This is a genomic window from Streptomyces sp. NPDC094448, from assembly GCF_044763775.1.
Classification (GTDB): Bacteria; Actinomycetota; Actinomycetes; order Streptomycetales; family Streptomycetaceae; genus Streptomyces.
Map to the genome: position 1 here is coordinate 290,020 of NZ_JBIWGU010000002.1, position 24,860 is coordinate 314,879.

General features: G+C 70.8%; 19 protein-coding genes and 2 pseudogenes. 12 read left to right on the top strand and 9 right to left on the bottom strand.

From position 1 onward, the window contains the following. Positions 1–203 precede the first annotated feature (203 nt). The 4 genes from ACIQ9E_RS04730 to ACIQ9E_RS04745 all read left to right on the top strand — a co-directional run bounded on the left by ACIQ9E_RS04730 (position 204) and on the right by ACIQ9E_RS04745 (position 7,156). Positions 204–908 carry a spermidine synthase gene (locus ACIQ9E_RS04730; protein WP_403702899.1) on the top strand — a complete coding sequence of 235 codons (705 nt, stop codon included), beginning with the start codon at positions 204–206 and terminating at the stop codon, positions 906–908. Between the two features lie 92 nt (positions 909–1,000). Beyond that, positions 1,001–1,741, top strand: a complete 741-nt coding sequence (locus ACIQ9E_RS04735; RefSeq protein WP_403701959.1) for a response regulator transcription factor — start codon at positions 1,001–1,003, stop codon at positions 1,739–1,741. A gap of 170 nt (positions 1,742–1,911) precedes the next feature. Beyond that, the gene (locus ACIQ9E_RS04740) at positions 1,912–2,970 is read left to right on the top strand and encodes an ATP-binding protein (RefSeq protein ID WP_403701962.1); all 1,059 of its coding nucleotides are present in this window, start codon (positions 1,912–1,914) and stop codon (positions 2,968–2,970) included. A 334-nt stretch (positions 2,971–3,304) separates the two neighbouring features. Further along, positions 3,305–7,156, top strand: coding sequence for a multifunctional oxoglutarate decarboxylase/oxoglutarate dehydrogenase thiamine pyrophosphate-binding subunit/dihydrolipoyllysine-residue succinyltransferase subunit (locus ACIQ9E_RS04745; protein ID WP_403701965.1), 3,852 nt, complete (start codon positions 3,305–3,307; stop codon positions 7,154–7,156). A gap of 249 nt (positions 7,157–7,405) precedes the next feature. Here the strand turns inward: ACIQ9E_RS04745 and ACIQ9E_RS04750 are convergent, their stop codons facing one another. Then, positions 7,406–8,320 (bottom strand): formyltransferase family protein, encoded by a 915-nt coding sequence (locus ACIQ9E_RS04750; RefSeq protein WP_403701968.1) that lies wholly within the window; start codon positions 8,318–8,320, stop codon positions 7,406–7,408. Between the two features lie 300 nt (positions 8,321–8,620). Between ACIQ9E_RS04750 and ACIQ9E_RS04755 the strand changes: the two genes are divergently transcribed. Next, positions 8,621–8,803, top strand: coding sequence for a DUF6104 family protein (locus tag ACIQ9E_RS04755; RefSeq protein ID WP_403701971.1), 183 nt, complete (start codon positions 8,621–8,623; stop codon positions 8,801–8,803). A gap of 96 nt (positions 8,804–8,899) precedes the next feature. Here the strand turns inward: ACIQ9E_RS04755 and ACIQ9E_RS04760 are convergent, their stop codons facing one another. From ACIQ9E_RS04760 to ACIQ9E_RS04770, 3 genes are all read right to left on the bottom strand, one after another. Beyond that, positions 8,900–9,745 (bottom strand): hypothetical protein, encoded by an 846-nt coding sequence (locus tag ACIQ9E_RS04760; RefSeq protein ID WP_403701974.1) that lies wholly within the window; start codon positions 9,743–9,745, stop codon positions 8,900–8,902. A gap of 472 nt (positions 9,746–10,217) precedes the next feature. Beyond that, positions 10,218–11,180 (bottom strand): zinc-binding dehydrogenase, encoded by a 963-nt coding sequence (locus tag ACIQ9E_RS04765; protein ID WP_403701976.1) that lies wholly within the window; start codon positions 11,178–11,180, stop codon positions 10,218–10,220. Between the two features lie 329 nt (positions 11,181–11,509). Next, positions 11,510–12,796 carry an NADP-dependent malic enzyme gene (locus tag ACIQ9E_RS04770; protein ID WP_403701978.1) on the bottom strand — a complete coding sequence of 429 codons (1,287 nt, stop codon included), beginning with the start codon at positions 12,794–12,796 and terminating at the stop codon, positions 11,510–11,512. A 632-nt stretch (positions 12,797–13,428) separates the two neighbouring features. Between ACIQ9E_RS04770 and ACIQ9E_RS04775 the strand changes: the two genes are divergently transcribed. From ACIQ9E_RS04775 to ACIQ9E_RS04785, 3 genes are all read left to right on the top strand, one after another. Next, positions 13,429–14,412, top strand: a complete 984-nt coding sequence (locus ACIQ9E_RS04775; RefSeq protein ID WP_403701980.1) for an ABC transporter substrate-binding protein — start codon at positions 13,429–13,431, stop codon at positions 14,410–14,412. 97 nt (positions 14,413–14,509) lie between these two features. Further along, positions 14,510–15,475, top strand: coding sequence for an amino acid ABC transporter permease (locus ACIQ9E_RS04780; protein ID WP_403702902.1), 966 nt, complete (start codon positions 14,510–14,512; stop codon positions 15,473–15,475). 5 nt (positions 15,476–15,480) lie between these two features. Continuing rightward, positions 15,481–16,233: an amino acid ABC transporter ATP-binding protein gene (locus ACIQ9E_RS04785; RefSeq protein WP_040914299.1), complete on the top strand. Its 753-nt coding sequence runs from the start codon at positions 15,481–15,483 to the stop codon at positions 16,231–16,233. 187 nt (positions 16,234–16,420) lie between these two features. On the opposite strand, the gene ACIQ9E_RS04790 is transcribed toward ACIQ9E_RS04785, so the two are convergent. From ACIQ9E_RS04790 to ACIQ9E_RS04800, 3 genes are all read right to left on the bottom strand, one after another. Then, positions 16,421–17,296, bottom strand: coding sequence for a hypothetical protein (locus tag ACIQ9E_RS04790; protein WP_403701983.1), 876 nt, complete (start codon positions 17,294–17,296; stop codon positions 16,421–16,423). Further along, positions 17,293–17,784 (bottom strand): SigE family RNA polymerase sigma factor, encoded by a 492-nt coding sequence (locus ACIQ9E_RS04795; protein ID WP_403701986.1) that lies wholly within the window; start codon positions 17,782–17,784, stop codon positions 17,293–17,295. Before ACIQ9E_RS04795 ends, ACIQ9E_RS04790 begins: the two co-directional genes overlap by 4 nt. Before the next feature lie 146 nt (positions 17,785–17,930). Next, a complete protein-coding gene (locus ACIQ9E_RS04800; RefSeq protein WP_403701989.1) occupies positions 17,931–18,710 on the bottom strand; it encodes a class I SAM-dependent methyltransferase in 780 nt (259 codons plus the stop codon). A gap of 103 nt (positions 18,711–18,813) precedes the next feature. On the opposite strand from ACIQ9E_RS04800, the gene ACIQ9E_RS04805 reads away from it, so the two are divergent. Further along, positions 18,814–19,464: a CGNR zinc finger domain-containing protein gene (locus tag ACIQ9E_RS04805; RefSeq protein WP_403701991.1), complete on the top strand. Its 651-nt coding sequence runs from the start codon at positions 18,814–18,816 to the stop codon at positions 19,462–19,464. Here ACIQ9E_RS04805 and sodX read toward each other — a convergent pair. Further along, positions 19,347–19,763 (bottom strand): nickel-type superoxide dismutase maturation protease, encoded by a 417-nt coding sequence (gene sodX / locus ACIQ9E_RS04810; RefSeq protein WP_403701992.1) that lies wholly within the window; start codon positions 19,761–19,763, stop codon positions 19,347–19,349. The two genes, ACIQ9E_RS04805 and sodX, sit on opposite strands and share 118 nt — an antisense overlap. Positions 19,764–19,929: 166 nt before the next feature. On the opposite strand from sodX, the gene sodN reads away from it, so the two are divergent. Next, positions 19,930–20,325, top strand: a complete 396-nt coding sequence (gene sodN, locus ACIQ9E_RS04815; protein WP_366255333.1) for a superoxide dismutase, Ni — start codon at positions 19,930–19,932, stop codon at positions 20,323–20,325. Positions 20,326–20,332: 7 nt separating this feature from the next. On the opposite strand, the pseudogene ACIQ9E_RS04820 reads toward sodN, so the two are convergent. Next, positions 20,333–20,842, bottom strand: a pseudogene (locus ACIQ9E_RS04820) (site-specific integrase); the annotation flags it as partial. 173 nt (positions 20,843–21,015) lie between these two features. On the opposite strand from ACIQ9E_RS04820, the pseudogene ACIQ9E_RS04825 reads away from it, so the two are divergent. Next, positions 21,016–21,186, top strand: a pseudogene (locus ACIQ9E_RS04825) (DNA mismatch repair protein MutT); the annotation flags it as partial. Positions 21,187–21,747: 561 nt separating this feature from the next. Next, the gene (locus ACIQ9E_RS04830; RefSeq protein ID WP_403701995.1) at positions 21,748–24,810 is read left to right on the top strand and encodes a hypothetical protein; all 3,063 of its coding nucleotides are present in this window, start codon (positions 21,748–21,750) and stop codon (positions 24,808–24,810) included. The last annotated feature ends 50 nt before the right edge of the window (positions 24,811–24,860 follow it).

A 24,860-nucleotide genomic window follows, 5' to 3' on the forward strand; every position in this document is an offset into this window, starting at 1 on the left:
CGACCGGGCGGACCGACCCGGCAGACCGGCCGGGCCGATCGGATCCGCGGGACGACCCGGCGGACCGACTCCACGGACCGGTCGGCGGGGTGATCGTTCCCGCTCCGTACCGAAGTGCCCACTCTGGCCGAATTCGTTCGTACACCGCGGCGTACGGCGCGAGCATGACCCCGTCCGCCGCCCCTCAGGTCACCGGAGGCACCATGTCCGCACCCGTCACACTGGACCGCCGCGAGGGCCCCTACGGAGAAGTCGTCCTGAGGCGCCGGGGCGATCACCACGAGATCATCGCCAACGGCTGCTTCCTGATGGACACCTCGGACGGACGGTCCGAACGGCGGCTGATCGACGCGGCGTTCGAGACCCTTACCGCGACGGCCGGCCCCGGACCGGCGAGAACGACCGAAAAGCGCCCCGGCGGCCCCGCGCTGCTGATCGGCGGTCTGGGCGTCGGCTTCTCCCTCGCCCACGCCGCCGCGGACCCCCGCTGGGGCGGGATCACCGTCGTCGAACGGGAGCAGGCGATCGTCGACTGGCATCGGACGGGGCCGCTCGCGGACATCTCGGCCGCGGCCGTCGCCGACCCCCGGAACGTGATCCTCCGTATGGATCTCCTGACCCATCTCCGGGCCGCGGCACACCGCTACGACGCCCTATGTCTGGATATCGACAACGGCCCCGGCTGGACCGTCACCGACGACAACGCCGGTCTCTACGCCCCCGCCGGACTCGCCCTGTGCCGGGCCGCCCTGAGGCCGGGCGGAGCCCTCGCCATCTGGTCCGCACAACCGTCCCCGGAGTTCGAACAAGCATTGCGGAATGCCGGGTTCAGCGGGGTAAGAACCGAAGAGATCCTGGTTGCCCGAGGCGTACCGGACGTGGTCCACCTCGCCGTTAGCCCTGCGTAGCCGGGATGCGCGAAGTGCCTTTAGTCTGCTGAACCACACACCGGATCGACAACCAAGCGTGAATCTCCCGAGAGCGCTTACAGGGGCGGGCGATGGAACAGACACAGACCACCACCCAGACCGGCGTCGCGGCCACACCGGGCGCGCAGCGGCGGGTGCTGGTCGTCGAGGACGACTCGACGATCGTGGACGCCATCGCAGCCCGGCTCCGGGCCGAGGGCTTCCTGGTGCAGACCGCCGCCGACGGGCCGGCCGCCGTGGACGCCGCCGACGCCTGGCAGCCCGACCTGATGGTGCTGGACGTGATGCTGCCCGGCTTCGACGGACTGGAGGTCTGCCGCCGGGTCCAGGCCCAGCGGCCGGTTCCGGTCCTGATGCTCACGGCGCGTGACGACGAGACCGATATGCTGGTCGGACTGGGCGTCGGCGCCGACGACTACATGACGAAGCCGTTCTCCATGCGCGAACTGGCGGCCCGGGTGCACGTCCTGCTGCGCCGGGTGGAGCGTGCCGCGCTGGCCGCGGTGACCCCGCGCAGCGGGATCCTCCGCCTCGGCGAGCTGGAGATCGACCACGCCCAGCGGCGGGTCCGGGTCCGCGCCGACGACGTTCATCTGACGCCGACCGAGTTCGATCTGCTGGTCTGTCTGGCGAACACCCCGCGCGCGGTGCTCTCCCGCGAGCAGCTCCTCGCCGAGGTCTGGGACTGGGCCGACGCCTCCGGGACCCGGACCGTGGACAGCCATATCAAGGCGCTCCGCCGGAAGATCGGGGCGGAGCGGATCCGTACGGTCCACGGGGTCGGCTACGCGCTGGAGACGCCCGCGACATGAGGCGGGTCCGTGGCACGAAGGACGGCCGCGGCGCCGTTTCCGGGGCCGGTCCGGGAACGGCGGCCGGCCATCCGTCCGGGCCCGGGCCCGGGGCGGAGCGCCGGAGCGACCCGTGGCCCCCGGCCTGCAACGGGCGGCCGGGGCCGCGTCCCGACCGGCGGCGCACCACGGTGCCCGTCTCCATCAAGACCAAGCTCGGCATCCTCGTCGTCGTCTCGGTCTTCATCACCACCGGACTGCTCCTGGTCGCCCTGAAGACCTCCACCGAGCTGCGCTTCATCACGGTCTTCTCCATCATCGCCACCCTGCTGATCACCCAGTTCTTCGCCCATGGCCTGACCGCGCCGCTGGACGAGATGAACCGGGTCGCCAAGGGCATCTCCCACGGGGACTACACCCATCGCGTGCTGGGCGCCGACCGCCGTGACGAGCTGGGCGACCTGGCCGCCACCATCAACCGCATGGCGGACGATCTGGAGGCCGTGGACCGGCACCGCAAGGAGCTGGTGGCCAATGTGTCGCACGAGCTGCGCACCCCGATCGCCGCGCTGCGGGCGGTGCTGGAGAACGTCGTGGACGGGGTGTCCGCGGCCGATCCGGAGACGATGCGGACCGCGCTGACCCAGACCGAGCGGCTGGGCCGGCTGGTGGAGACGCTGCTCGACCTCTCCCGGCTGGACAACGGTGTCGTACCGCTGCGGGCGCACCGCTTCGAGGTGTGGCCCTATCTGTCCGGGGTGCTGAAGGAGGCGAATCTGGCGGACTCGCACCGGAAGCTGGCCTCCGGTTCCGGGCGGCACACCCGGACCGACGTCCATCTGCACCTCGACGTGTCACCGCCGGGCCTGACCGCCTACGCGGACACCGAGCGGCTGCACCAGGTGGTGGCCAATCTGGTCGACAACGCGGTCAAGCATTCCCCGCCGCACGGCCGGGTCACCGTCCTGGCCCGCCGGGGCCCGCAGCCGGAGTCCCTGGACCTGGAGATCCTCGACGAGGGTCCGGGCATCCCGGAGCAGGAGCGGCACCGGGTCTTCGAACGGTTCAACCGGGGACAGGTGGCCTTCCCGCACGGCAAGGGCAGCGACGGCGGTACGGGGCTCGGCCTGGCCATCGCCCGCTGGGCGGTCGATCTGCACGGCGGGCGGATCGGAGTGGCCGAATCCACCCGGGGCTGCCGGATCCGGGTCACCCTTCCGGGAATCCCGGCCGAGCGTCAGTTGACGTAGGGTTCGAACCGTCGGCGGCCGTGGTGCGTGTATCCGGCACGGGACACTCCGGACGACCGGGGCCGCTGCCCCCCGCGGGAAGCCGGTCGACACCCGGCCGGACCGGCGAGAAGGCACGTTCCGCCGCTCCGGCGGGCAGCGCCGCAGGTCGGTACGTCCCGCCCCAGGTTCGGGCAAACTGTGCTTGTTTCCCGCCATTCCTTGCAATGAAACCCGGCTTTCGATGTGACTTACATGACGATGACCGGTCCGGCCTGCATCTGGGGCCCCAGGGGGCGTAGCCTTTATTTCCGCTGTCCATCACCTTGTGAAGCGGAAGAGGGCGGTTGCCGCCGTGTCGTCTCAGTCCCCCAGTAACGCCAATTCCCCCAGCCTTCGGCCGGGTGGGGCCCCCACGGCCGACCGAGGCACGCCGGGCCAGGGCCCTGCCGCCGCCTTCGGTGCCAATGAGTGGCTCGTCGACGAGATCTACCAGCAGTACCTCCAGGATCGCGATTCGGTAGACCGCGCCTGGTGGGACTTCTTTGCCGACTACAAGCCCGGCGGGAAGAACACCGCCGAGGCTCCGGCCGAGGGCGCTGCCGCCGCCCGGGCCGCCGTGGCATCCCCCGCCCCGGCTCCGGCGACCGTCCCCGCTCCGGCTCCGCAGCAGCCGGCCCCGGTGTCCGCTCCGGCACCGGCCGCACAGCCCGCTCCGGCGGCCCCGGCCGCACCCGCGGCGAAGGCTCCCGCAGCGCCCGTGGCTCCGGCGGCGAAGGCGCCCGCCGCTCCGGCAGCTCCGGCGGTGAAGCCGGCCGCGGCCGAGGCCGCCGCTCCGGCCGGGCCCGAGCTGATCACCCTGCGCGGCCCCTCCGCCGCCGTCGCGAAGAACATGAACGCCTCCCTGGAGGTGCCCACGGCCACGTCCGTGCGCGCCGTCCCGGTGAAGCTGCTCTTCGACAACCGCATCGTCATCAACAACCATCTGAAGCGCGCCCGGGGCGGGAAGGTCTCCTTCACCCACCTCATCGGCTTCGCCATGGTGCAGGCCCTGCGGGCCATGCCGTCGATGAACTGGTCGTTCACGGAGAAGGACGGCAAGCCCACCCTGGTCAAGCCGGAGCACGTCAACTTCGGCCTCGCCATCGACCTGGTGAAGCCGAACGGCGACCGCCAGCTCGTCGTCGCGGCCATCAAGAAGGCCGAGACCCTCAACTTCTTCGAGTTCTGGCAGGCGTACGAGGACATCGTCCGGCGCGCCCGCAGCAACAAGCTGACGATGGACGACTTCACCGGCGTCACCGTCTCGCTGACCAACCCCGGCGGCCTCGGCACGGTCCACTCCGTGCCCCGGCTGATGCCCGGCCAGTCGGTGATCATGGGCGTCGGCTCCATGGACTACCCCGCCGAGTTCCAGGGCACTTCCCAGGACACCCTGAACAAGCTGGGCATCTCCAAGGTCATGACCCTGACCTCGACCTACGACCACCGGGTCATCCAGGGTGCGGCGTCCGGCGAGTTCCTGCGCGTCGTGGCCAACTTCCTCCTCGGCGAGGAGGGCTTCTACGACCAGATCTTCGAGGCCCTGCGGATCCCCTACGAGCCGGTCCGCTGGCTCAAGGACATCGACGCGTCCCACGACGACGACGTCACCAAGGCCGCCCGGGTCTTCGAGCTGATCCACTCCTACCGGGTCCGCGGCCATGTCATGGCCGACACCGACCCGCTGGAGTACCGCCAGCGCAAGCACCCCGACCTCGATATCACCGAGCACGGGCTGACCCTCTGGGACCTGGAGCGCGAATTCGCCGTCGGCGGTTTCGCGGGCAAGTCCCTGATGAAGCTCCGCGATGTCCTCGGCGTGCTCCGCGACTCGTACTGCCGCACCACCGGCATCGAGTTCATGCACATCCAGGACCCCAAGCAGCGCAAGTGGATCCAGGACCGGGTCGAGCGCCCGCACTCCAAGCCGGAGCGCGAGGAGCAGCTGCGGATCCTGCGCCGGCTGAACGCCGCCGAGGCCTTCGAGACCTTCCTCCAGACGAAGTACGTCGGCCAGAAGCGGTTCTCGCTGGAGGGCGGCGAGTCCGTCATCCCGCTGCTCGACGCGGTCATCGACTCCGCCGCCGAGGCCCGCCTCGACGAGGTCGTCATCGGCATGGCCCACCGCGGCCGGCTCAATGTCCTCGCCAACATCGTGGGCAAGTCGTACGCCCAGATCTTCCGCGAGTTCGAGGGCAACCTCGACCCGAAGTCGATGCACGGCTCCGGCGACGTCAAGTACCACCTGGGCGCCGAGGGCACCTTCACCGGTCTCGACGGCGAGCAGATCAAGGTCTCCCTGGTCGCCAACCCCTCCCATCTGGAGGCCGTCGACCCGGTCCTCGAAGGCGTCGCCCGCGCCAAGCAGGACGTGATCAACAAGGGCGGCACCGACTTCACCGTGCTGCCCGTCGCCCTCCACGGCGACGCGGCCTTCGCGGGCCAGGGCGTCGTCGCCGAGACGCTGAACATGTCGCAGCTCCGCGGCTACCGCACCGGCGGCACCGTCCACCTGGTCATCAACAACCAGGTCGGCTTCACCGCCGCCCCGGAGTCCTCGCGCTCCTCGATGTACGCCACGGACGTCGCCCGGATGATCGAAGCGCCGATCTTCCACGTCAACGGCGACGACCCCGAGGCCTGCGTCCGGGTCGCCCGGCTGGCCTTCGAGTTCCGCCAGACGTTCAACAAGGACGTCGTGATCGACCTCATCTGCTACCGCCGCCGCGGCCACAACGAGGGCGACAACCCGCAGTTCACCAACCCGCAGATGTACAACCTGATCGACAAGAAGCGTTCGGTGCGCAAGCTCTACACCGAATCGCTGATCGGGCGCGGGGACATCACCCTCGAAGAGGCCGAGCAGGCGCTCCAGGACTTCCAGGGCCAGCTGGAGAAGGTCTTCGCGGAGGTCCGCGAGGCCACCAGCCAGCCGGCGCCGACCCTGGTCCCGGACCCGCAGGCGGACTTCCCGGTCGCGGTGACCACCGCGGTCTCCCAGGAGGTCGTCAAGCGGATCGCCGAGTCCCAGGTGAACATCCCGGACAACGTCGCCGTCCACCCGCGGCTGCTGCCGCAGCTCCAGCGCCGGGCCGCCTCCGTCGAGGACGGCACCATCGACTGGGGCATGGGCGAGACCCTCGCCATCGGCTCCCTGCTGATGGAGGGCACCCCGGTCCGGCTCTCCGGCCAGGACACCCGGCGCGGCACCTTCGGCCAGCGCCACGCGGTCCTGGTGGACCAGGAGACCGGCGAGGACTACACGCCGCTGCTCTACCTGACCGACGAGCAGGCCCGGTACAACGTCTACGACTCCCTGCTCAGCGAGTACGCGGCGATGGGCTTCGAGTACGGCTACTCGCTGGCCCGCCCCGACGCGCTGGTCATGTGGGAGGCGCAGTTCGGCGACTTCGTCAACGGCGCGCAGACCGTCGTCGACGAGTTCATCTCCTCCGCCGAACAGAAGTGGGGCCAGACCTCCGGCGTCACCCTGCTGCTGCCGCACGGTTACGAGGGCCAGGGCCCGGACCACTCGTCCGCCCGCCCCGAACGCTTCCTCCAGATGTGCGCGCAGGACAATATGACGGTCGCCATGCCGACGCTGCCGTCGAACTACTTCCATCTGCTGCGCTGGCAGGTGCACAACCCGCACCACAAGCCGCTGATCGTCTTCACCCCGAAGTCGATGCTCCGGCTCAAGGCCGCGCAGTCGAAGACGGAGGAGTTCCTCAACGGCGGCTTCCGCCCGGTCATCGGCGACGACTCCGTCGACCCGAACGCGGTCCGCAAGGTGGTCTTCACCTCCGGCAAGGTCTACTACGACCTCGACGCGGAGCGGAAGAAGCGCGGCATCACGGACACCGCGATCCTCCGCCTTGAGCGGCTCTACCCGCTGCCGGGCGCGGAGCTCCAGGCCGAGATCGCCAAGTTCCCGAACGCCGAGAAGTACCTGTGGGCGCAGGAGGAGCCGGCGAACCAGGGTGCGTGGCCGTTCATCGCGCTGAACCTGATCGACCACCTGGACCTGGCGGTCGGCGCGGACGTGCCGCACGGCGAGCGCCTGCGCCGCATCTCGCGGCCGCACAGCTCGTCGCCCGCGGTGGGCTCGGCGAAGCGCCACCAGGCGGAGCAGGCGAAGCTGGTCGCGGACGTCTTCGACGCGTAGCCGCCTCCCGCCGAGGGCCCGACGGGCCCGGGTGGACCACCCCCTGAACGGGGTCGGCCCACCCGGGCCCGTCCCGCTTTCCGCTCCTTCGGAGCGGGCGCCCGGCCCGTGGCAGCCGGGCCCCGGCTGCGGATGCCGGGGCGGGCGTCAGGGCGGTGAGCACAGCCGTACCCACCAGAAGGGCGGGCCGGTACGGCATGGACGGATGGGACACGGACGCTCCTCGTCGGCAGAGCGGCCATGAGGTGATCACGGCCGGTGCCCTTCCAACGCGCCCGCACCGGCCGAGGTCCGCGGCACGGGCCCGGGGACGGCCCGGTCGAACGTCCGGATGCCGCAGGCCGCGGACGTCCCTCCGGTCGCCGTACCCGTGAACCGGGCGGCCAGTTCGTCCACATCGCGGCCGGCCACGAACCGGAACCCCAGCCGCTCAAGCTCCAGGGCCTGTTCGGCGCTCAGCTCGCTGCGGTACCGGCGCGCTGCCCGCTCCTGGGGCCGTGCGGCCGGCAAACGGCCCGCGGCCAGGCCGGGGAGGGCTTCCAGGAACATTTCGGCACCCAGGGTGTAGAGGGCGGGCAGGTGCCACAGGATGGACCGGGTCCGGTCGAAGGGCAGCCGGCGCTCGGCGACGACCGGGCCGGTGTCGATTCCGGCGTCGACCCGGTGCAGGGTGCAGGTGAGGCCGGTCGCGCCGTCGAGCAGGGCGTGGGCGTGGGCGGACAGTCCGGGATAGGCGGGCAGGGCGCCGGAGTGGGTGTTGAGGATCCCCAGCGGCGGCAGCGACAGAGTGGGCTCCCGGAAGAGCCGGCCGAAGCGCAGGGAGAGGATCACGTCGGGCGCGAAGGCGGCAGCCGTCCGGTGCAGGTCGCCTGCGTCGGCCCGGTCGAGGGCATGGAACGGGACGCCGTACCGGCGCAGCAGGTGGCCGAAGGACAGGAGGGCACCCGGTGGGGCGGGGAGCCGGTCCAGCGGATCCAGCACCCGCTGGGGGAACACCTCCCGCTCGACCCGGTCACTCGCCCGCAGCGGCGACCCGGACGAGAGGTCCACCGGCCCCGGGTCCAGGAACGCCACCATGACCGTGTGCCCGGCAAGCCCCGGCAGAAGCCGGTTGAGCGCCGTGCACGTCACCACGTCCCGCTCCGTACACACCATGATCCGCATCCTGTACGGTCCCTTCCCCGAGAAGCCGGCGCGTGTCCGCCGCGTGCGCGGACGACGACACGATCAGCAACGACACCGGGCCGGACGGGTGACGGGGAGCGGAGCGCGGAGGGGCAGGGCCGAGGACGGGGCCGGGCCACCGGGCCCGGACCGCCCGACCGGCCCGGCGAAGGGGCGCAGCCGGCCCGCGACGCATATCCGGACGGTGTGGGTACGGCGAAGACCGGAGCACCCCGTACGGTTGCGCGGGCGCGGCCTTAACCTGATGGGGTAGTCCCCCATCCGTCCCGGGAGCATGTCTTGTACTTCACCGATCGCGGCATCGAGGAGCTGGCGAAGCGGCGCGGCGAGGAAGAGGTCACCTTCGAGTGGCTCGCCGAGCAGCTGCGTACCTTCGTCGATCTCAACCCCGACTTCGAGGTGCCGGTGGAGCGGCTCGCGACCTGGCTGGCGCGGCTCGACGACGAGGACGACGACGACTGAGACAGCTGATCCGGCTGATCCGGCTGATCCGGCGGCTGCCGGGGGCACACCGCCCCGGGCAGCCCCGCCCCGCCGGGGGCACGGGCGCGCCCCGGTTCAGCCCTCGCGTACCCGTCTGCGCTCGTAGGCCAGGAGCAGCGCACCTTGCGCGGCCAGTACCGCCCCCGCCACGGCCCAGCCACCACCCGCCCGGCCGCCGGAACCGCCTGCGGACCGGCGGCGCAGGCCCCAGACGGTCAGCGGCACCCCCACTGCGAGCTGCGCCGCCCCCAGCGCCTTCAGCCCCTGCCGCTCCCGCGGCTCGCGCAGCCAGTGGTCGAAGCTCTCCTCCACCGCGTGCAGCTCGGTCCTGACCGCGTCCCGCCAGCCCGCCCACTCCACGGTCTGCGCATCCCTCGCCTCGGCGACCGCGTACAGCTCGGCCGGGGCCCGTCCGGGGGTGAGTCCCGGGGGCAGTTCCAGCCCGGCGCGGGAGAGCACCGCGACCAGTCCGCGCAGCCGGTCCGCACCGCTGATCTCGCGGTTCTCCCTGGTCAGCGGGGCAAGCGCCTGAACGTCGATCACCGGGTCCAGCCCGAGGCGGGCGGCGAACGTCAACATCGCCTCGTCCTCGCCGGCCGGTGTCCCGTCGGTCAGCCAGACATAGCCGACCGGGCGCCGGAAACCCGAGGCCAGGGTGAATCCGACCCGGTCGGCGTCCCACCACAGCGCGAGTACGGATCTGCCGACGCCCACCGCGACGGCGAGGGCGACGGCCCAGCCCGCGACGACCCGGTCGACGGGCTCACCGTCCTGCCAGGCCGCGCCCTCCGGGACCAAGGCGCTCCACTCCTCGCCCGCCGGGAGGAGCAGTTGCGGCTCGCGCAGCAGCTGGGCGGGAGAGCGTACGGCGGAGGGCTCGGCCCGTACCAGGAGGAGGGCGCCCACGGCAGTCGCGTTCATATCTCTCACGCTAGGCCACCCTGACCATCTATGACCGGTTTTGACCGGCAGTTGGGCGAGCGGAGGGACGGCCGGGGGCAGGGAATGCGCAGCCCCGGCCCCCTGGACTCGCGATATATCGCCTTCACCGGGAGACCCGATACATTGCGTTGCGCGGTTCAGCTCGGTCGTTGCCGACCCGGCCCGGCGGTCCGGCCCACCCCTCCCGGCCCGCACCTCCTGCACCTCCCGCGCCTTCCGCCCCGCCCGCTTCACCGTCCGCACCCGCCGGGACCCGGGGGCCGGGGGCCGGAGCGCCCTGACCCCGCCGGACGGCCCGAGCCCGAGCCCGCGACCGCCCGGACCCCGGAGCCGGACCCCGTCCCCCGGAAGCCGGACCGCCCGGAGCCCGAGCCGCCCGCGTGGGCCGCCGATCCGGCGCCGACCGGGTCGCGTCAGCCTTCGTTGACAATCCGGTACGGGTCTCCGCCGCTCAGGGGGTGAGCACGATCTTCCCGAAGAGGTCGCCGGCCGCCATCCGCTCGAAGCCCTCGCGGGCCCGGTCGAGGGGCAGTACCTCGTCGATCACGGGCCGGACGCCGGTGGCGGCGCAGAAGGAGAGCAGATCCTCCAGTTCGTCCTTGGAGCCCATCGTGGAGCCCACGACCTTCAGCTCCAGGAAGAAGATCCGGGTCAGCTCCGCATGGGACGGCCGGTCGCCGCTGGTCGCCCCGGAGATCACCAGGGTCCCGCCGGGCCGCAGGCATTTCACGGAGTGGGACCAGGTCGCGGCGCCCACCGTCTCGATCACGGCGTCGACCCGCCGGGGCAGCCTCGCGCCCGGTTCGTACGCCTCCTCGGCGCCCAGCTCGACGGCCCGTGCGCGTTTCGCGGCGTCCCGGCTGGTGGCGTACATCCGCAGCCCGGCGGCCTTCCCGAGGACGATCGCGGCGGTGGCGACCCCGCCACCGGCGCCCTGGACGAGGACGGTGTCACCCGGCCGTACCCCCGCGTTGGTGAAGAGCATCCGGTAGGCGGTGAGCCAGGCCGTCGGCAGACAGGCGGCCTCGGCGAAGCTCAGCTCCTTCGGCTTGCGCAGTACGTTCCAGGTGGGGACGGCGACCTGCTCGGCGAAGGTGCCCTGGTAATGCTCGGTCAGCAGGGACCGGGGCTCGGCGGGGCCGACCCCGTGGCCGCTCTGGCCGATCACGGAGTGCAGGACGACCTCGTTGCCGTCGGGGTCGATCCCGGCCGCGTCGCAGCCGAGGATCATCGGCAGCTTCCCCGGGGAGAGCCCGACGCCCCGCAGGGACCACAGGTCGTGATGGTTGAGGGAGGCGGCTCTGACGGTGACGGTGGTCCACCCGTCCCGGGCGGCGGGTGCGGGCCGCTCCCCGAGGACGAGGCCGTCGAGCGGATGGTCGCGGTCGATACGTGCGGCATAGGCGGCGAACATGCGCCCGACCCTAGGCTCCCCGCCCCCGCGGAGAAACCACCCCGGAGTGTGACACCGCCCTCCCCGCGCCAACGAGGACCGGCAAGGCCGGTCAGGGGCGCTGGGGGTACTCCCCCGGGTTCGCCGGGTGCACCTCCCACACCGCCAGGCACAGGGGTGGAGGCACCTCCCACACCGCCAGGCACAGGGGGAGGACTGTGCGACCAGCCCCCACCGGCCGGCAGCCGGACCCGCACCAGCACCAGCAGACGCAGAACGGCCCCGGGCGCGGGCCCCCTGACAGGGAGGCCCGCGCCCGGGGCCGTGGAACGCCAGGCCCCGCGGAGGGGCTACGCGCGGGCCACGCCCTCCGCCCGTGCCGCCGCGGCCACCGCGGCCGTCACCGCCGGTGCCACCCGCTCGTCGAACGGCGAGGGGATCACGCAGTCGGCCGCGAGCGCGTCGCCCACGACGTCCGCCAGCGCATTCGCCGCCGCGATCTTCATGCCCTCGGTGATCCGGGACGCCCGCACCTGGAGCGCCCCGGCGAAGATGCCGGGGAATGCCAGCACGTTGTTGATCTGGTTCGGGAAGTCGCTGCGGCCCGTCGCCACGACCGCCGCGTACTTGTGCGCGATATCGGGGTGGATCTCCGGGTTGGGGTTGGCCATGGCGAACACGAACGCGCCCGGGGCCATGGAGGCGACGGCGGCCTCCGGGACCGTACCGCCGGAGACTCCGATGAAGACGTCCGCGCCGGCCAGTGCGCTCTCCAGCGACCCGGTCAGCCCGGCCCTGTTGGTCAGCTCGGCCAGCTCCTGCTTGACCGGCGTCAGATCGTCCCGGTCGCGGCTGACGATGCCCTTGCGGTCGGCGACGGCGACGTCCCCGAGCCCGGCCTCCAGCAGGAACTTCGCGATGGCGACACCCGCGGCGCCCGCACCGGAGATGACGGCGCGCAGCTCGCCCAGCTCGCGCCCGGTCAGCTTCGCCGCATTGCGCAGGGCCGCCAGGGTGACGATGGCGGTGCCGTGCTGGTCGTCGTGGAAGACGGGGATGTCGATCCGCTCCTGGAGCCTGCGCTCGATCTCGAAGCAGCGCGGCGCGGAGATGTCTTCCAGGTTGATCCCGCCGAACGACGGGGCCATCCGGACGATGGTGTCGATGATCTCGTCGGTGTCCTTGGTGGCGAGCGCGATCGGCACCGAGTCGACGCCGCCGAACTGCTTGAAGAGGATCGCCTTGCCCTCCATCACCGGCAGCGAGGCCTCGGGGCCGATGTCACCGAGTCCCAGCACCGCGGTGCCGTCGGTGACGACGGCGACGACGCCCGACTTCCAGGTGTAGTCGTGGACCAGCTCGGGCTGCTCGGCGATGGCGGTGCAGACCTTGGCGACTCCGGGCGTGTACGCGAGGGACAGATCGTCCTTGTCCCGCAGCGGCACCGTGGCCGCGACCGCCAGCTTTCCGCCGCGATGCAGGGCGAACGCCGGATCGAAAGGCTCCTCGGCGGCCGCCGCACCGGCCTCCGCCACTCCGCCGACGAGGGTGCCGGAGCCGGTGCCGGCCCCCGTCCCCGTACCGTCCGCGGCCGTGGTTGCGCTGTCGCTGCGAGGATTGACAATCTCCGCTGCCATTGGGTTGACCCCTTAAATCTTCATCGGTTGAGGGTTTCCGCTCCTGGTGAGGAGGGTTGAGCGGGCACCGCGTCCGCGCCCGGCCCCGGCGGTCTGACCGCCCGGCCGAGCCGTTGCGTACGCGCGGGCGCGCCGCACACGCGCCCTGAGCCCCGGATGAGGGGTGTAAGAGTCCTTCTTACCGGAACGTGACCGTCGACGACGAGTCCATATCGCGCCAGGCGACCCGAATCACTACGACACGTCGTCCCTCACTCGGAAAAATCATGACACGACGGTTTCACGCAGTGAATACCGGCCATGGCCGGATGGCGGCCGCAGATCTTCCGGCCCGGAGGAAGGTTTTCCGCTGATGGTCCGGTCGTTCGGTACCGGCCTGCGGGGGTCGGGAGCGTCCCGTTATCCGATTTTGACATGCGCGGGCCCCTGAAGGAGCCCGCCCGAATGGCAAGATGCCGAAAACGCACAAGGTCGCGGCGGTCGGAAAGCCGCCCGAAGGCCCGCTCGATGGCACGTCCCCGACCTGCGGAGACGGCCGGAGAAGGGCGACGGGTGGGATCGTGGACGCGACCGGAACGCGATCGGACGCGACCAGAAATGGCTGCCCCCTGACACGCCGGAGGATCCCCGACATGACCGCACGCACGATGCGCACCTCGACCGCCCCGAAGTTCCGGAAGTCCCGCTCCTCCCGGTTCGCCGCGGTCGGCGCCCTCGCGGTCGCCGGTTCCCTGCTGCTGACCGCCTGCGGCGACCAGACCGACAGCGGCTCCAAGGAGAAGGGCAGCGGCGACAAGACGTCCAACAGCGCGCCCCTCTTCGACAAGCTGCCCGAGAAGTACCAGAAGTCCGGTGTCATCAAGGTCGGCACCAACGCCGAGTACGCACCGATGGAGTCCGTCGAGAACGGCAAGATCGTCGGTGTCGACCCCGATATCGCCGCCGAGCTGGGCAAGAAGCTCGGGGTGAAGTTCGAGTTCACCTCCGGCTCCTTCGACGGCCTGATCACCGCGCTGAACACGGGCCGCCACGACATAGCCATGTCCTCCATCACCGACAACAAGCAGCGCCAGGAGGGCCTGGACGAGAACGGCAAGAAGCTCGGCAAGGGCGTCGACTTCGTCGACTACTTCCTCGCCGGGACCGCCGTCTACACCAAGAAGGGCAACCCGGAGGGCATCAAGTCCATCGCCGACCTGTGCGGCAAGACCGCGGCGGTGCAGCGCGGCACGACGTACGAGAAGGCCCTCCAGACCCAGTCGAAGGCCTGCAAGGACACGGGCAAGCCCGCCGTGAAGATCGAACCCTTCGAGAACGACACCGAGGCCCAGACCCGGGTGAAGTCCGCTGGCGCGGTCGCCGGGGTCAACGACTACCCGGTCGCCCTGGACCTGTCCCGCAAGGCCGACGGCGGCAACGCCTTCGAGGTCGTCGGCGAGCAGATCGACGCCGGCCCCTTCGGTATCGCCGTCAACAAGGACAACACCGCGCTGCGGGACGCCCTGAAGGAGGCCGTGGACGCGATCATCGCGGATGGTTCGTACCTGAAGGTGCTGCAGAAGTGGGGCGCCGAGAGCGGGGCGATCGACAAGGCCGCCGTCAACGGCGGCAAGTGACGCCCACGGCCCAGGCCCGTATCTCGTACCTCTGTAGAAGAGACTCCCCCGAAGGGCAGTCACCGTGACTGACAGTACCGACAGCTCGCGACCCGGCATGTTCGACAAGACCGACCGGCGGGACGGCGCGCCGGAGGCGGCCCCGGCCGAGGCCGCGTACATCCCGCCCGAGGCCATCAAGGCGATACCCGTCCGGCATCCCGGCCGCTGGGTCAGCGGCGCGATCGTGATCGGCCTGCTGGCCGCCGTGGTCTACGCGTTCGCCCAGGGCGACATCAAATGGGGCACCGTCGGCGATATGGCCTTCGACCGGCAGGTGGTCGAAAGCGCGGGCAAGACCCTGTGGATCAGTGTCCTGGCCATGGCGCTGGGTGTGGTCCTCGGTGTGCTGCTCGCCGTGATGCGGCTCTCGAAGAACCCGGTGACCAGCTCGGTCGCCTGGCTGTACATCTGGTTCTTCCGCGGCACCCCGGTCTACGTCCAGCTGCTGCTCTGGTTCAACCTGGCGCTGATCTTCGAGTATCTGAACATCCCGGGCATCTACAAGGACGAGATGACCGATGTGATGACCCCGTTCATGTGCGCCCTGCTGGGCCTCGCCCTCAACGAGGCCGCGTATATGGCGGAGATCTGCCGGGCGGGCATCGTCTCGGTCGACCAGGGCCAGACCGAGGCGTCCCAGGCGCTCGGTATGACCCAGTCGAAGACGATGCGCCGGGTGGTGCTCCCGCAGGCCCTGCGGGTGATCATCCCGCCGACCGGCAACGAGTTCATCAATCTGCTGAAGACCTCGTCGCTGGTCTACGTGGTCACCTACGGCGAACTGATGCGCACCACCTCGCAGATCGGCTCCACCTCCTATGCGGTGATGGAGATGCTGTTCGTCGCCTCGCTCTGGTACATCGTGATGACCAGTGTCTTCAGCGTCGGCCAGTACTACCTGGAGCGGCGGTACGCCCGCGGCTCCCAGCGCGATCTGCCGCCCACCCCCTGGCAGCGCGTCAAGGTCAATCTGTTCTCCGGCTCCGGCCGGCGCACCACCCCCGCGGGAGGCACCCGATGAACGCCATGGTGAAGGCCGAGGGCGTCCACAAGTCCTTCGGCAGCGCCCATATCCTCAAGGGCATCGACCTGGAGGTCGCGCCCCGGGAGGTCTTCTGTCTGATCGGGCCCTCGGGTTCCGGCAAGTCGACCTTCCTGCGGTGCATCAACCACCTGGAGAAGATCAGCGCGGGCCGGCTCTCCGTCGACGGCGAGCTGGTCGGCTACCGGCAGAAGGGCGACAAGCTCTACGAGCTGAAGGAGCGCGAGGTCGCCCTGAAGCGCCGGGATATCGGCATGGTGTTCCAGCGGTTCAATCTCTTCCCCCATATGCGGGCGGTGGAGAACGTCATGGAAGCGCCGATGCAGGTCAAGGGCGAGTCCCGGGCGGTGGCCCGGGAGCGGGCGCTGAAGCTGCTGGACCGGGTCGGTCTCGGGGACCGCGCCGACCACTATCCCTCGCAGCTCTCGGGCGGCCAGCAGCAGCGGGTGGCGATCGCGCGGGCCCTGGCCATGGAGCCCAAGCTGATGCTCTTCGACGAGCCGACGTCGGCGCTCGACCCGGAGCTGGTGGGCGATGTCCTGGACGTGATGCGCGGTCTCGCCGAGGACGGCATGACGATGATCGTGGTCACCCACGAGATGGGCTTCGCGCGGGAGGTCGGCGACGCGCTGGTGTTCATGGACGACGGCAGGGTGGTCGAGTCCGGCCATCCGCGGGACGTCCTGACGGACCCCCGGCACGAGCGGACCAAGTCCTTCCTGTCGAAGGTGCTCTGACCGCGGCGGTGCGGTGATACGACGGGGGCGGTACGGATGGTTTCCGTACCGCCCCCGTCGCCGTCCCCGGACCCGCGGCGCGGGGCGCGGGGCGCGGGGCGCGGGGCGCGGGGCGGGCCCTCCCCGGCCCGGCCCCGACGCCTCCACCGCCCCGTCCCGGCGCCCCCCGGGGCCGCCGGAGGCGCGGTCAGGGAGCAGCCGGGCGGGGCACCAGGGCCGCACTCCCGGCGAGCGCCGTCAGCCGCTTCGCCCCGAGGGGCGTCAGCTCGGCGGAGAGCGCCAGATCACGTGACTCGGTGAAGTCCTTCACCCCGCCCCTGGCGGTGTACTCCTTCATCGAGAGGAAGGGCCCCAGGTCGACTCCGTCCGCCGCCAGCAGCACACTGCCGTCCGGATAGGTGACCAGCCGCTGGTCACCGAACTTCCGCCAGGGCGCGCCGCCGAGGGCGAAGAAGTTCGTGGTCTTCCAGGAGTAGACCGTGCTCGCGGCGGGGCCGGGTGCGCGGCTGCAGCCGGAGACGGCGGCGCAGCCCTCCACACCCTTGATCCGGCCGTTCACCTTCCTCGCCGTCGTGGCCGACATGGTGGACAGGCTCAGCCCGGTCGCCACGGTCTTCCGCTCCACCTGGCGGAGGATCAGATAGTGGCCGTCGAGCGGTCCGGTGCTGACGTCCCCCCAGTCCAGTTCGTCGCCGGAGTTCTCGCGGTAGCCGGTCGGAATCGGCGCGTCGCGGATCCGGGTCACGCTCACGATCCCGTCCGTATCCCCGGCGAGCAGCCCGGCGACCTGCTTCGCACGGGCCGCCCCCGCGGAGTCGCCTGCGTGCTGCCCCTCGGCGGCGATCGCCGGAGTGCCGCCCCGGTCCCGGTCCCGGTCCAGGACGGGGACGACCGCGGCGCCCGCGAGGACCAGCGCGGCCACCGCCCCGGCCAGGCCCCTGCGCCGTCTGCGGCGGACCCCGGCGACCTCCGCGTAGACCGACTCGGTCGTCACAGCGGAGCGACCGCGTCCGTCTGCGGTGCTCTCGGCGCGTTCCAGCAGGTCCCTGATGTCCTCTTTCATGCGTACTCCTCGTGCACCTCGGCGCGGAGTGCGGCCAGCCCCCGGGCCGCGTGGCTCTTCACGGTGTTCTCCCGCATATTGAGCAAACGCGCGGTCTCCGCGACGCTCAGGTCCTCCCAGTACCGCAGTACCACCACGGCCCGCTGTTTGGCCGTCAGTCGCCCGAGGGCCGCCCTGATCACCAGCCCGTTGTCGGGGTCGGTCACCGGTAGCGGGTGTTCCGGCAGTGTCTCGTAGGCATGCTCACGCCGCCAGAAACGCCGTCGTGAGGCGATGAAGGTATTCACCAGCGTCTTGCGCGCAAAGGCTTCGAGATTGTCGATCCGGCCGTGCCGCCGGCCGCCGAGCACCACCTTCACCAGAGTGGTCTGGACGAGATCGTCCGCCTCGTCGCGGTCGCCGCAGAGCAGAAACGCACTCCGGAGCAGCGCGGTGCGCCGCCCCTCGACGAACTCGCGCAGCGCGGTATCGGTCTCGGTCCGCGTCATCCCCCTGCCCCTCCTCCTGGTCCTGTGGTTCCGGTCCCCCTTCAGTCAGTGCGCCGGGCCGCTGCCGGGGTTGCAGCGGCCCGGCGTTTTTTCCGGAAGTTTTCCGGAGGCTCTCTCCGGGCGTTTGTCCGTACGGGTCCTGGCTGCTACTTCACGGCCAGGACCAGCGCGTCCGAGGGGGAGGCCCAGACGGCCCGCGCCTCGCCGAACCCGGCCGCGAGCAGGGTCTCGGCATGCCAGTGGAGGGAGGGCGTCTCGCCGTCGGCGTGGTCGCCGTAGATCTCGAAGCGGCGGGCGGTGGGTTCGGCGAGTACGGGATCCTGCGCGGCGAGGGCCCACCATTCGGCCCAGTCGACGGCGCCGGTGCCCTTGGCCCGGTCCATCAGGGTGTGCCGGTGGGCGCGTTCGGCGGCGTTGATCCTGGGGGTGGTGCGGTCGATCATGCGGTCGGCGTTCATCAGGACACCGCCGTCACGGAGGAGCCCGGCGAGCTGTCCGTACAGGGTCGCGAGCGGTCCGGAGCGCAGCCAGTGCAGCGCGGTGGCGGTCAGAACGGCGTCGTACGTCGGGTGGGGCAGCGCCGCGGTCCAGTCGGGGTCCTTGAGATCGGCGGTGACGAAGCCGGTGCGGTCGTCGCCGTCGAAGGTGCCGCGGGCGATGGTCAACAGGGCGGGGTCCAGATCGACCCCGGTACTCGTGGCGTCCGGGAACCGTCGCAGCAGCCGGTCCGTAATACTTCCCGTACCGCATGCGAGATCCAGCACGCGGGGTGCGCGGCCGACGGTGGCCTCGACCATGTCGAGCATCACCCGGAAGCGTTCCTCGCGATCAGGCATGTACCACTCCTGCTGACGGTCCCAGCTCTGCTGCCAGGCCCGCCAGTCGGTGCCCGCTGCCACCCCTGTTCCCGTTCCGAACTCCGGCACGGCGTTCTCCCCTCACAGCAGCTACGTAATACCCTAAATACAGAGTCGACCATTACTAAACCCGATCGAACTCGACCCTAGACCACCACGGTAAGGACTACAAGTGGAACTGGCCTATTACTCGGAGTATGCCGTGCGCCTGGTCAACACCGAGGAGCCGGCCCGTAACAAGGACACTCTCACCTCGGTCGACACCATCCGGGAGCTGTTCGGCCCGGCATCGCAGGCCGCGCGCCGGGCGGGCGAGGCGGACGTGACCCGGTTCCGTACCGTACGGGCCAAACTGCGGGCGGTCTTCACCGCGGCGGACGAGGGCGACGAGACCCGGGCCGTCGATCTGCTCAACTCCCTGCTGCTGGAGTTCCCGGTCAGCCCGCAGATCTCCGGCCACGACTTCCGGGACGAGGACGGCCGCCCCAAATGGCATATGCACCTGGCCGAGCATCCGTCGAACGCCACGGCCGGATACGCGGCCATCGCCGCCATGGGCCTGGCCATCCATCTCACCGAGCACGGCGTCGACCGCCTCGGCCTCTGCCAGGCGGCCCCCTGCCGCAACGCCTACCTCGACACCTCGACCAACCGCTCCCGGCGCTACTGCTCGGACCGCTGCGCGACCCGCGCCAACGTGGCCGCCTACCGGGCCCGCAAACGCCGGGAGACCGAGCGGTCGGAGGAGACGGGACGCACCGCGGACACCGCCCAGGAGAGCGTCGACCACGGCGGCTTCCGGCCGGACTCCGGCGGCCGGTAGCGCAGCAGCACCCGCCCGAGCAGCAGCTCGGGCGGCACCGTGCCGAACACCCGGCTGTCGCCCTCCGCGCCCGGATTGTCCCCGAGCACCCACCAGCCGCCGTCGCGCCGCTCGACCAGCCGCTTGACGATGAGCAGATCCTGCTGGAGCGGATGGCGCAGCACGGCCACACACCCCGGCCGCACCGCCGCCCCGTACCGCACCAGCAGCCGGTCCCCGTGCCGGAGCGTCGGATACATCGACGGCCCCACCACCTCGGCCAGCCCGAACGGCGCCGCCGCCCGCTCCGGCTCACTCATCCGCCACCTCCGCGTCCTTCCTGCCCGGCACTCCTACGGTACGGTCCGCCGCGGGTCCCGGACGGCACCGGACTTTTGTCGTAAGCCCCGGGGCCAGCCGCGAAAACCCGCCCCCCACGGAGTAATGTCCCCTCTTGAGAAGACGATCACGAGGAAGGACAGCTCCATGCTCTCCCGCCTGTTCGCACCCACGGTGAAGGTCAGCGCCCACTGCGACCTCCCCTGCGGTGTCTACGACCCGGCCCAGGCCCGTATCGAGGCCGAGTCGGTCAAGGCCGTCCAGGAGAAGTACCAGGCCAACGAGGACCCGCACTTCCGGGCCCGCGCCACCGTCATCAAGGAGCAGCGCGCCGAGCTCGCCAAGCACCACATCTCGGTGCTGTGGAGCGACTACTTCAAGCCGCCGCACTTCGAGAAGTACCCCGAGCTGCACCAGCTCGTGAACGACACCCTGAAGGCGCTCTCGGCGGCCAAGGCGTCCACGGACCCGGCGACGGGCCAGAAGGCGCTGGACTACATCGCCCAGATCGACAAGATCTTCTGGGAGACCAAGAAGGCTTGATCTCTGGTTAGGCGTTCTGACCTGCGGTTTCGCTGGCCATGTCGCCTACCTGTCCGCACCCGGTCCGCAGGCCGTCGAGCACGGCGTCCATGACGGCCCGGGTGCGGTCTTCTTCGTCCGGCCGCAGGTGCGCGTAGATCCGCAGCGTGATGACGGCGGACGCGTGCCCGAGGACGAGCAGCACCTGCTTGACGCTCGCGCCGCCGGCGATGAGCGCGGAGGCGTAGAAGTGCCGCAGGTCGTGGGTGACCATGTGCGGCAGCTCGACGGGCTTGCGGCCCTCACGCTCGGCGGCCCCGTTCTCGGCTGTTTCGCCCTCCTCCAGAGTGAACAGCCACTCCTTGGAGGGGCGTGCGGCGAGATGCGCGAGGAGTGCGTCGGTGACGGCCTCGCCGACCGGAACCGTACGCCGGGACTCGGAGGTCTTCGGCGGGCCGATCCTCCCGGACTGGAGCTGCTGCCGCTCGACGCGGATGGTGCCGGCCTTGAAGTCGACGTCCGACACCTTCAGGCCGAGCTGTCACGATGAGCGCGCCTCATCAGGGCGAATGCAGACCAGCCGTGCCGCCCGTTTCCGGGTCTCGGCCAGGTGCTCAGCGTGGAGCCCAACACGGGGTCGGCTTGAATCAGGAAGGTCGCCATGCCGCGGGCGGTGCGCTCCGCCGCCCAGGCGTGGTCGAGGGTGGTGAAGTCGCCGCCGCTCACGAATGGACCGGCGAACCCGCGAACCGCGAACCGCGCAAACATGCCCAGGTCTGCTGGGTCGACGCCGATTCCATCCCCGTCGGCTTCGTAGACACCACGGCCTGCGCCCTCCATCGTTACCTCAACGGCGTTCCTCAGGTGTCACTTGACGGCTGGAATGAGACGAGTACTACTTGTCGGACGAGGCATGACAACAAGTTGAATCCCACCCAACTCGACGAGCCCGTGTGTCCACATCGTCCATGACAACAAGTGGGACAACCGCTTCCGATGGCTCGTCCGCCCGTCCGCCGAACAGTTCGACATCCATTGCGCCTTCCCTCCGAATAGTGTCCTCAGCAACGACGATGTCCGCCCTTCCGTCCCGCCGCCGCATCCCCCACCGGACACTCCGCGCAGTCTCGACGGCCAGCCTGAGCACGGTGAACCCCAACTGCAGCTCGCTGTGGTGCGCTCGCATGAAATCCGCCGCCGCCAAAACCAGATCTGCGATCATTCCCGTTCTCCTGTCTACTCGGTGACGCGGCGTCGACCGCCGCTGCCCCCTGGTTTAGGCGGATGTGGAATCGTCCTGAAGGGCCATCGGACAGCCGCCGGACAGCTGGCGAGTAGCACGGTGCGTGCCTGCGGGAACGTCCGGTGTCCGCTGTCCTGCGGACGTCCGGCCGGACAATGCCTAAGCTCGGGTCGAAACCAGTGACCACGGGGAGGGGACGGGTGGCAGCGGGCTTTGGACAGGTCGACGGCAACGCGCCCCGCCCGGCAAGGGAGTTGGCGCGCCGGCTCCAAGAGGTAGCCCGAGGGGCGGGGTACTCAGGGGTACGGGAACTGGCCGTCGGCAGCAGCGTGGGCCGCAGCACCGTCTCCGACGCGCTGACCGCACGGCGAGTCCCCACCTGGGAGACCCTCGCCGCCCTGCTCCGCGGCTGTGACGTCACCCCCGACCGGGACTGGGCTGCAGTCAGAGAAGCCGCCCAGCGTGCGGTGAACGCGGACAAGCGGGCCGCCCGCACCGACAGCTCTGAGCCCTCAGCCGAGACGCCCCCTGGGGCGGACCAGCCCCCCGTTGTGGCAGGCCCGGGAACGTTCTCCATCCGCCCGCCCTACGGCGAGCTGCCGCCGCGTCTGCGGGGCCGCGATGCCTTGTTGGCTGAACTGGAGACCAGACTGGCCGAGGGCGAGAGTCGGCCGCAGGTCCTGTGCGGCCTCGGTGGCTGCGGCAAGACCGCCGTGGCCCTGCACCTGGCCCGTCAGGCCCGGGATCGCGGGTACCGTGTCTTCTGGCTGTCTGCGGCCTCCCCGGAAGGGCCCGTCATCGGTATGCGAGAGGTGGCCCGCGAACTGGGCGCCGACGAAGGGGACATCGAGGCGGCCTGGTCTGGTCGCACCAGCGCCACCGATCTGGTGTGGGGCCTGCTCGACCGCGCCGAACACCCGTGGCTGCTGGTGCTGGACAACGCCGACGAACCCGCGTGGCTCGCCGCGCCGGGTGGCACGCCCGGCGACGGGACCGGCTGGCTGCGCTCAAGCCTCTCCGGCCTGACGGTGGTCACCACCCGGGACGGCGACCCCGACGTCTGGGGCCGGGAAGCCGACACCCACCGGGTCGGCGTCCTCAGCCCCGCCGACGGGCGGGATGTCCTGCTGGACCTCGCCGGGGAGTCCGGCGGCCCGACGGAGGCACAGACACTCGCCGAACGACTCGACGGACTGCCCCTGGCGCTCAAACTCGCCGGCTCCCACCTTGCCCGCGCGGCGCGCGGCGCCGGACTCCTGCGCAACCGGGGCCACCGGCCTGGCGGCCGGCTACGAAGCTTCGCGGCCTACGCCGACGCGCTCGGCGAGGTCGGCGCCGAACTGCTCGACCAGGGCGGGCACTGGCGGCCCGAGGAATCCGACGCCGAGCGCGCGCACCGCCGTCTGATCGGCCGGACCTGGGAGTTGTCCCTGGACCTGCTGGAGGAACAGCAACTGCCGGAGGCCCGCACCCTTATGCGGCTGCTGTCCTGCTGCGCCGCGGCTCCGTTCCCCGTCGACCTGCTGGACCCCGATGTCCTGCCATGCCCGCCCAGCACGGATGCGGACCGGGCGGACCGGATCGACCGGGCCCTAGAGGCCTTGGTCGGCCTGAACCTGATCGACGTCGTTGACATCGGGCCGAACAGTCCGGCCGACAAGACGGAGCCGTTCCCCTGTCTCGTCAGCCACCGGCTGGTACGGGAGGTCAACGCTCTGCGGCTCGCCGACGACCCGCCTGAAGAGCGTCTGGCAGTGTGGCATGCTGCAGCCCGACTCCTCGCCCAGGGCGCGGCCCACGCCCCCGAACAGCCGGCCAACTGGCCCTGGTGGCGTCTGCTGGCCCCCCATGTCACTGCCGCCCTGGACGCCGCACCGGAGAGGAACGCCGGGACAGGAGACGACGCGCTGCTGCTGCCGCTGTTGCAGGCCGGGCTCGCCGCCTACACCTTCTTCAACTTCTCCGACCTCTCCGCATCGGACATGGACGCGGCACTCGCCCGCCTGCTGCTCCGCCGGGCCGCCGTCCTCCCCGAAGACCACCCGGTGCGGCTGTCCGTCCGTCACCGCGCCACCCTTAGCCTGCTCTACGGCGAGGAGGAACTGCGTGAGTACGAGGACATCCTGGCCGGCCAGCTGGCGGTCCAGGGTCCGGACCATCCCGAGACGCTGATCACCCGCTACAACATCGCCCTCATCCGTCACAAGTACGGCCGGATCACCGATGCCGAGGAGGAAGCGGAACTACGCGCTGTCCTGGAAGCCCGCCGCCGGGAGCTGGGCCCCGACGACCCATTCACCGTTCTCACCCACGCCACCGTCGCCCAGCGCATGATGGCACGAGACCACGGGGAAGAGGGGTCGCGCGCCGAGTACCGGGCACTGGCCGAGAACCTTGACAGCCGCACGCCGGGGGACCACCGCTTTCTGCCGCTGCACCACCGACACCAGCTGGCGCACGCACTGGACTCCGCGGAGCGGTGGGCCGAGGCCGAAGCCGAGTACCGCTCGGTGCTGACCGACCTGGAGGGGTATGGCGCCGAGGGCATGGCGGACACGCTGTACTGGAGCATGCTCCAGTGCCTGTGTGACAACCTCGCCCACCAGGACCGTCGCCGGGACGCCATGGTTCTGCTCGACGCGTCACTGCCCTGGTTCGACGGCAGTGAGGACAGACGTTCTCCCACCCTCCCGGAGGCGCTCGGAGTCCGACACCTACGGGGCGACATGCTCCGGCACTGCGACCGCCCGGCCGAAGCCGAGCAGGAGATCCGCGCCGTACTGGCGGACCGGCTACTCACCGTGGACGCTCGGGACTCGCAGGTGCTGTCCGAACGCCACTGCCTGGCCCATACGCTGGAGGCGCTGGAACGCCATGGGGAGGCGCAGGACGAGCTGCGCGAAGTCGCAGAGTCATACACGGGCATCCTGGGAGCAGCCGACGCCTACGCCCGGAAGGCGGCCTACTGCCTGGCCCGCATGCTGCACGCGCACGGAGGTCGGACCGAGGCGCTGCACTGGTACGAGCAGGCCCTCGCGGGAGAGAGCACCGCACTCGGCGCCAACCACGAGGAGACGTTGATGACGCGCTTCCGCCTCGCCCAGTGCCGTCACGACCTGGGCCTGCTGCCGTCGGCGGAGGCTGCGGAGGCGTACGCAGCAGTCCTGGCCACTTTGGAAGACCGGCTCGGGCAGGACCACGCCTGGGTCACCACCGTCCGCAAAGCGCTGGACGCCATCGAGGCACGGAGGCTCAGCCAATGACTGACATACCCCACCACCACGGACGCCTACGTCCTCATCGTCCCTTGTCG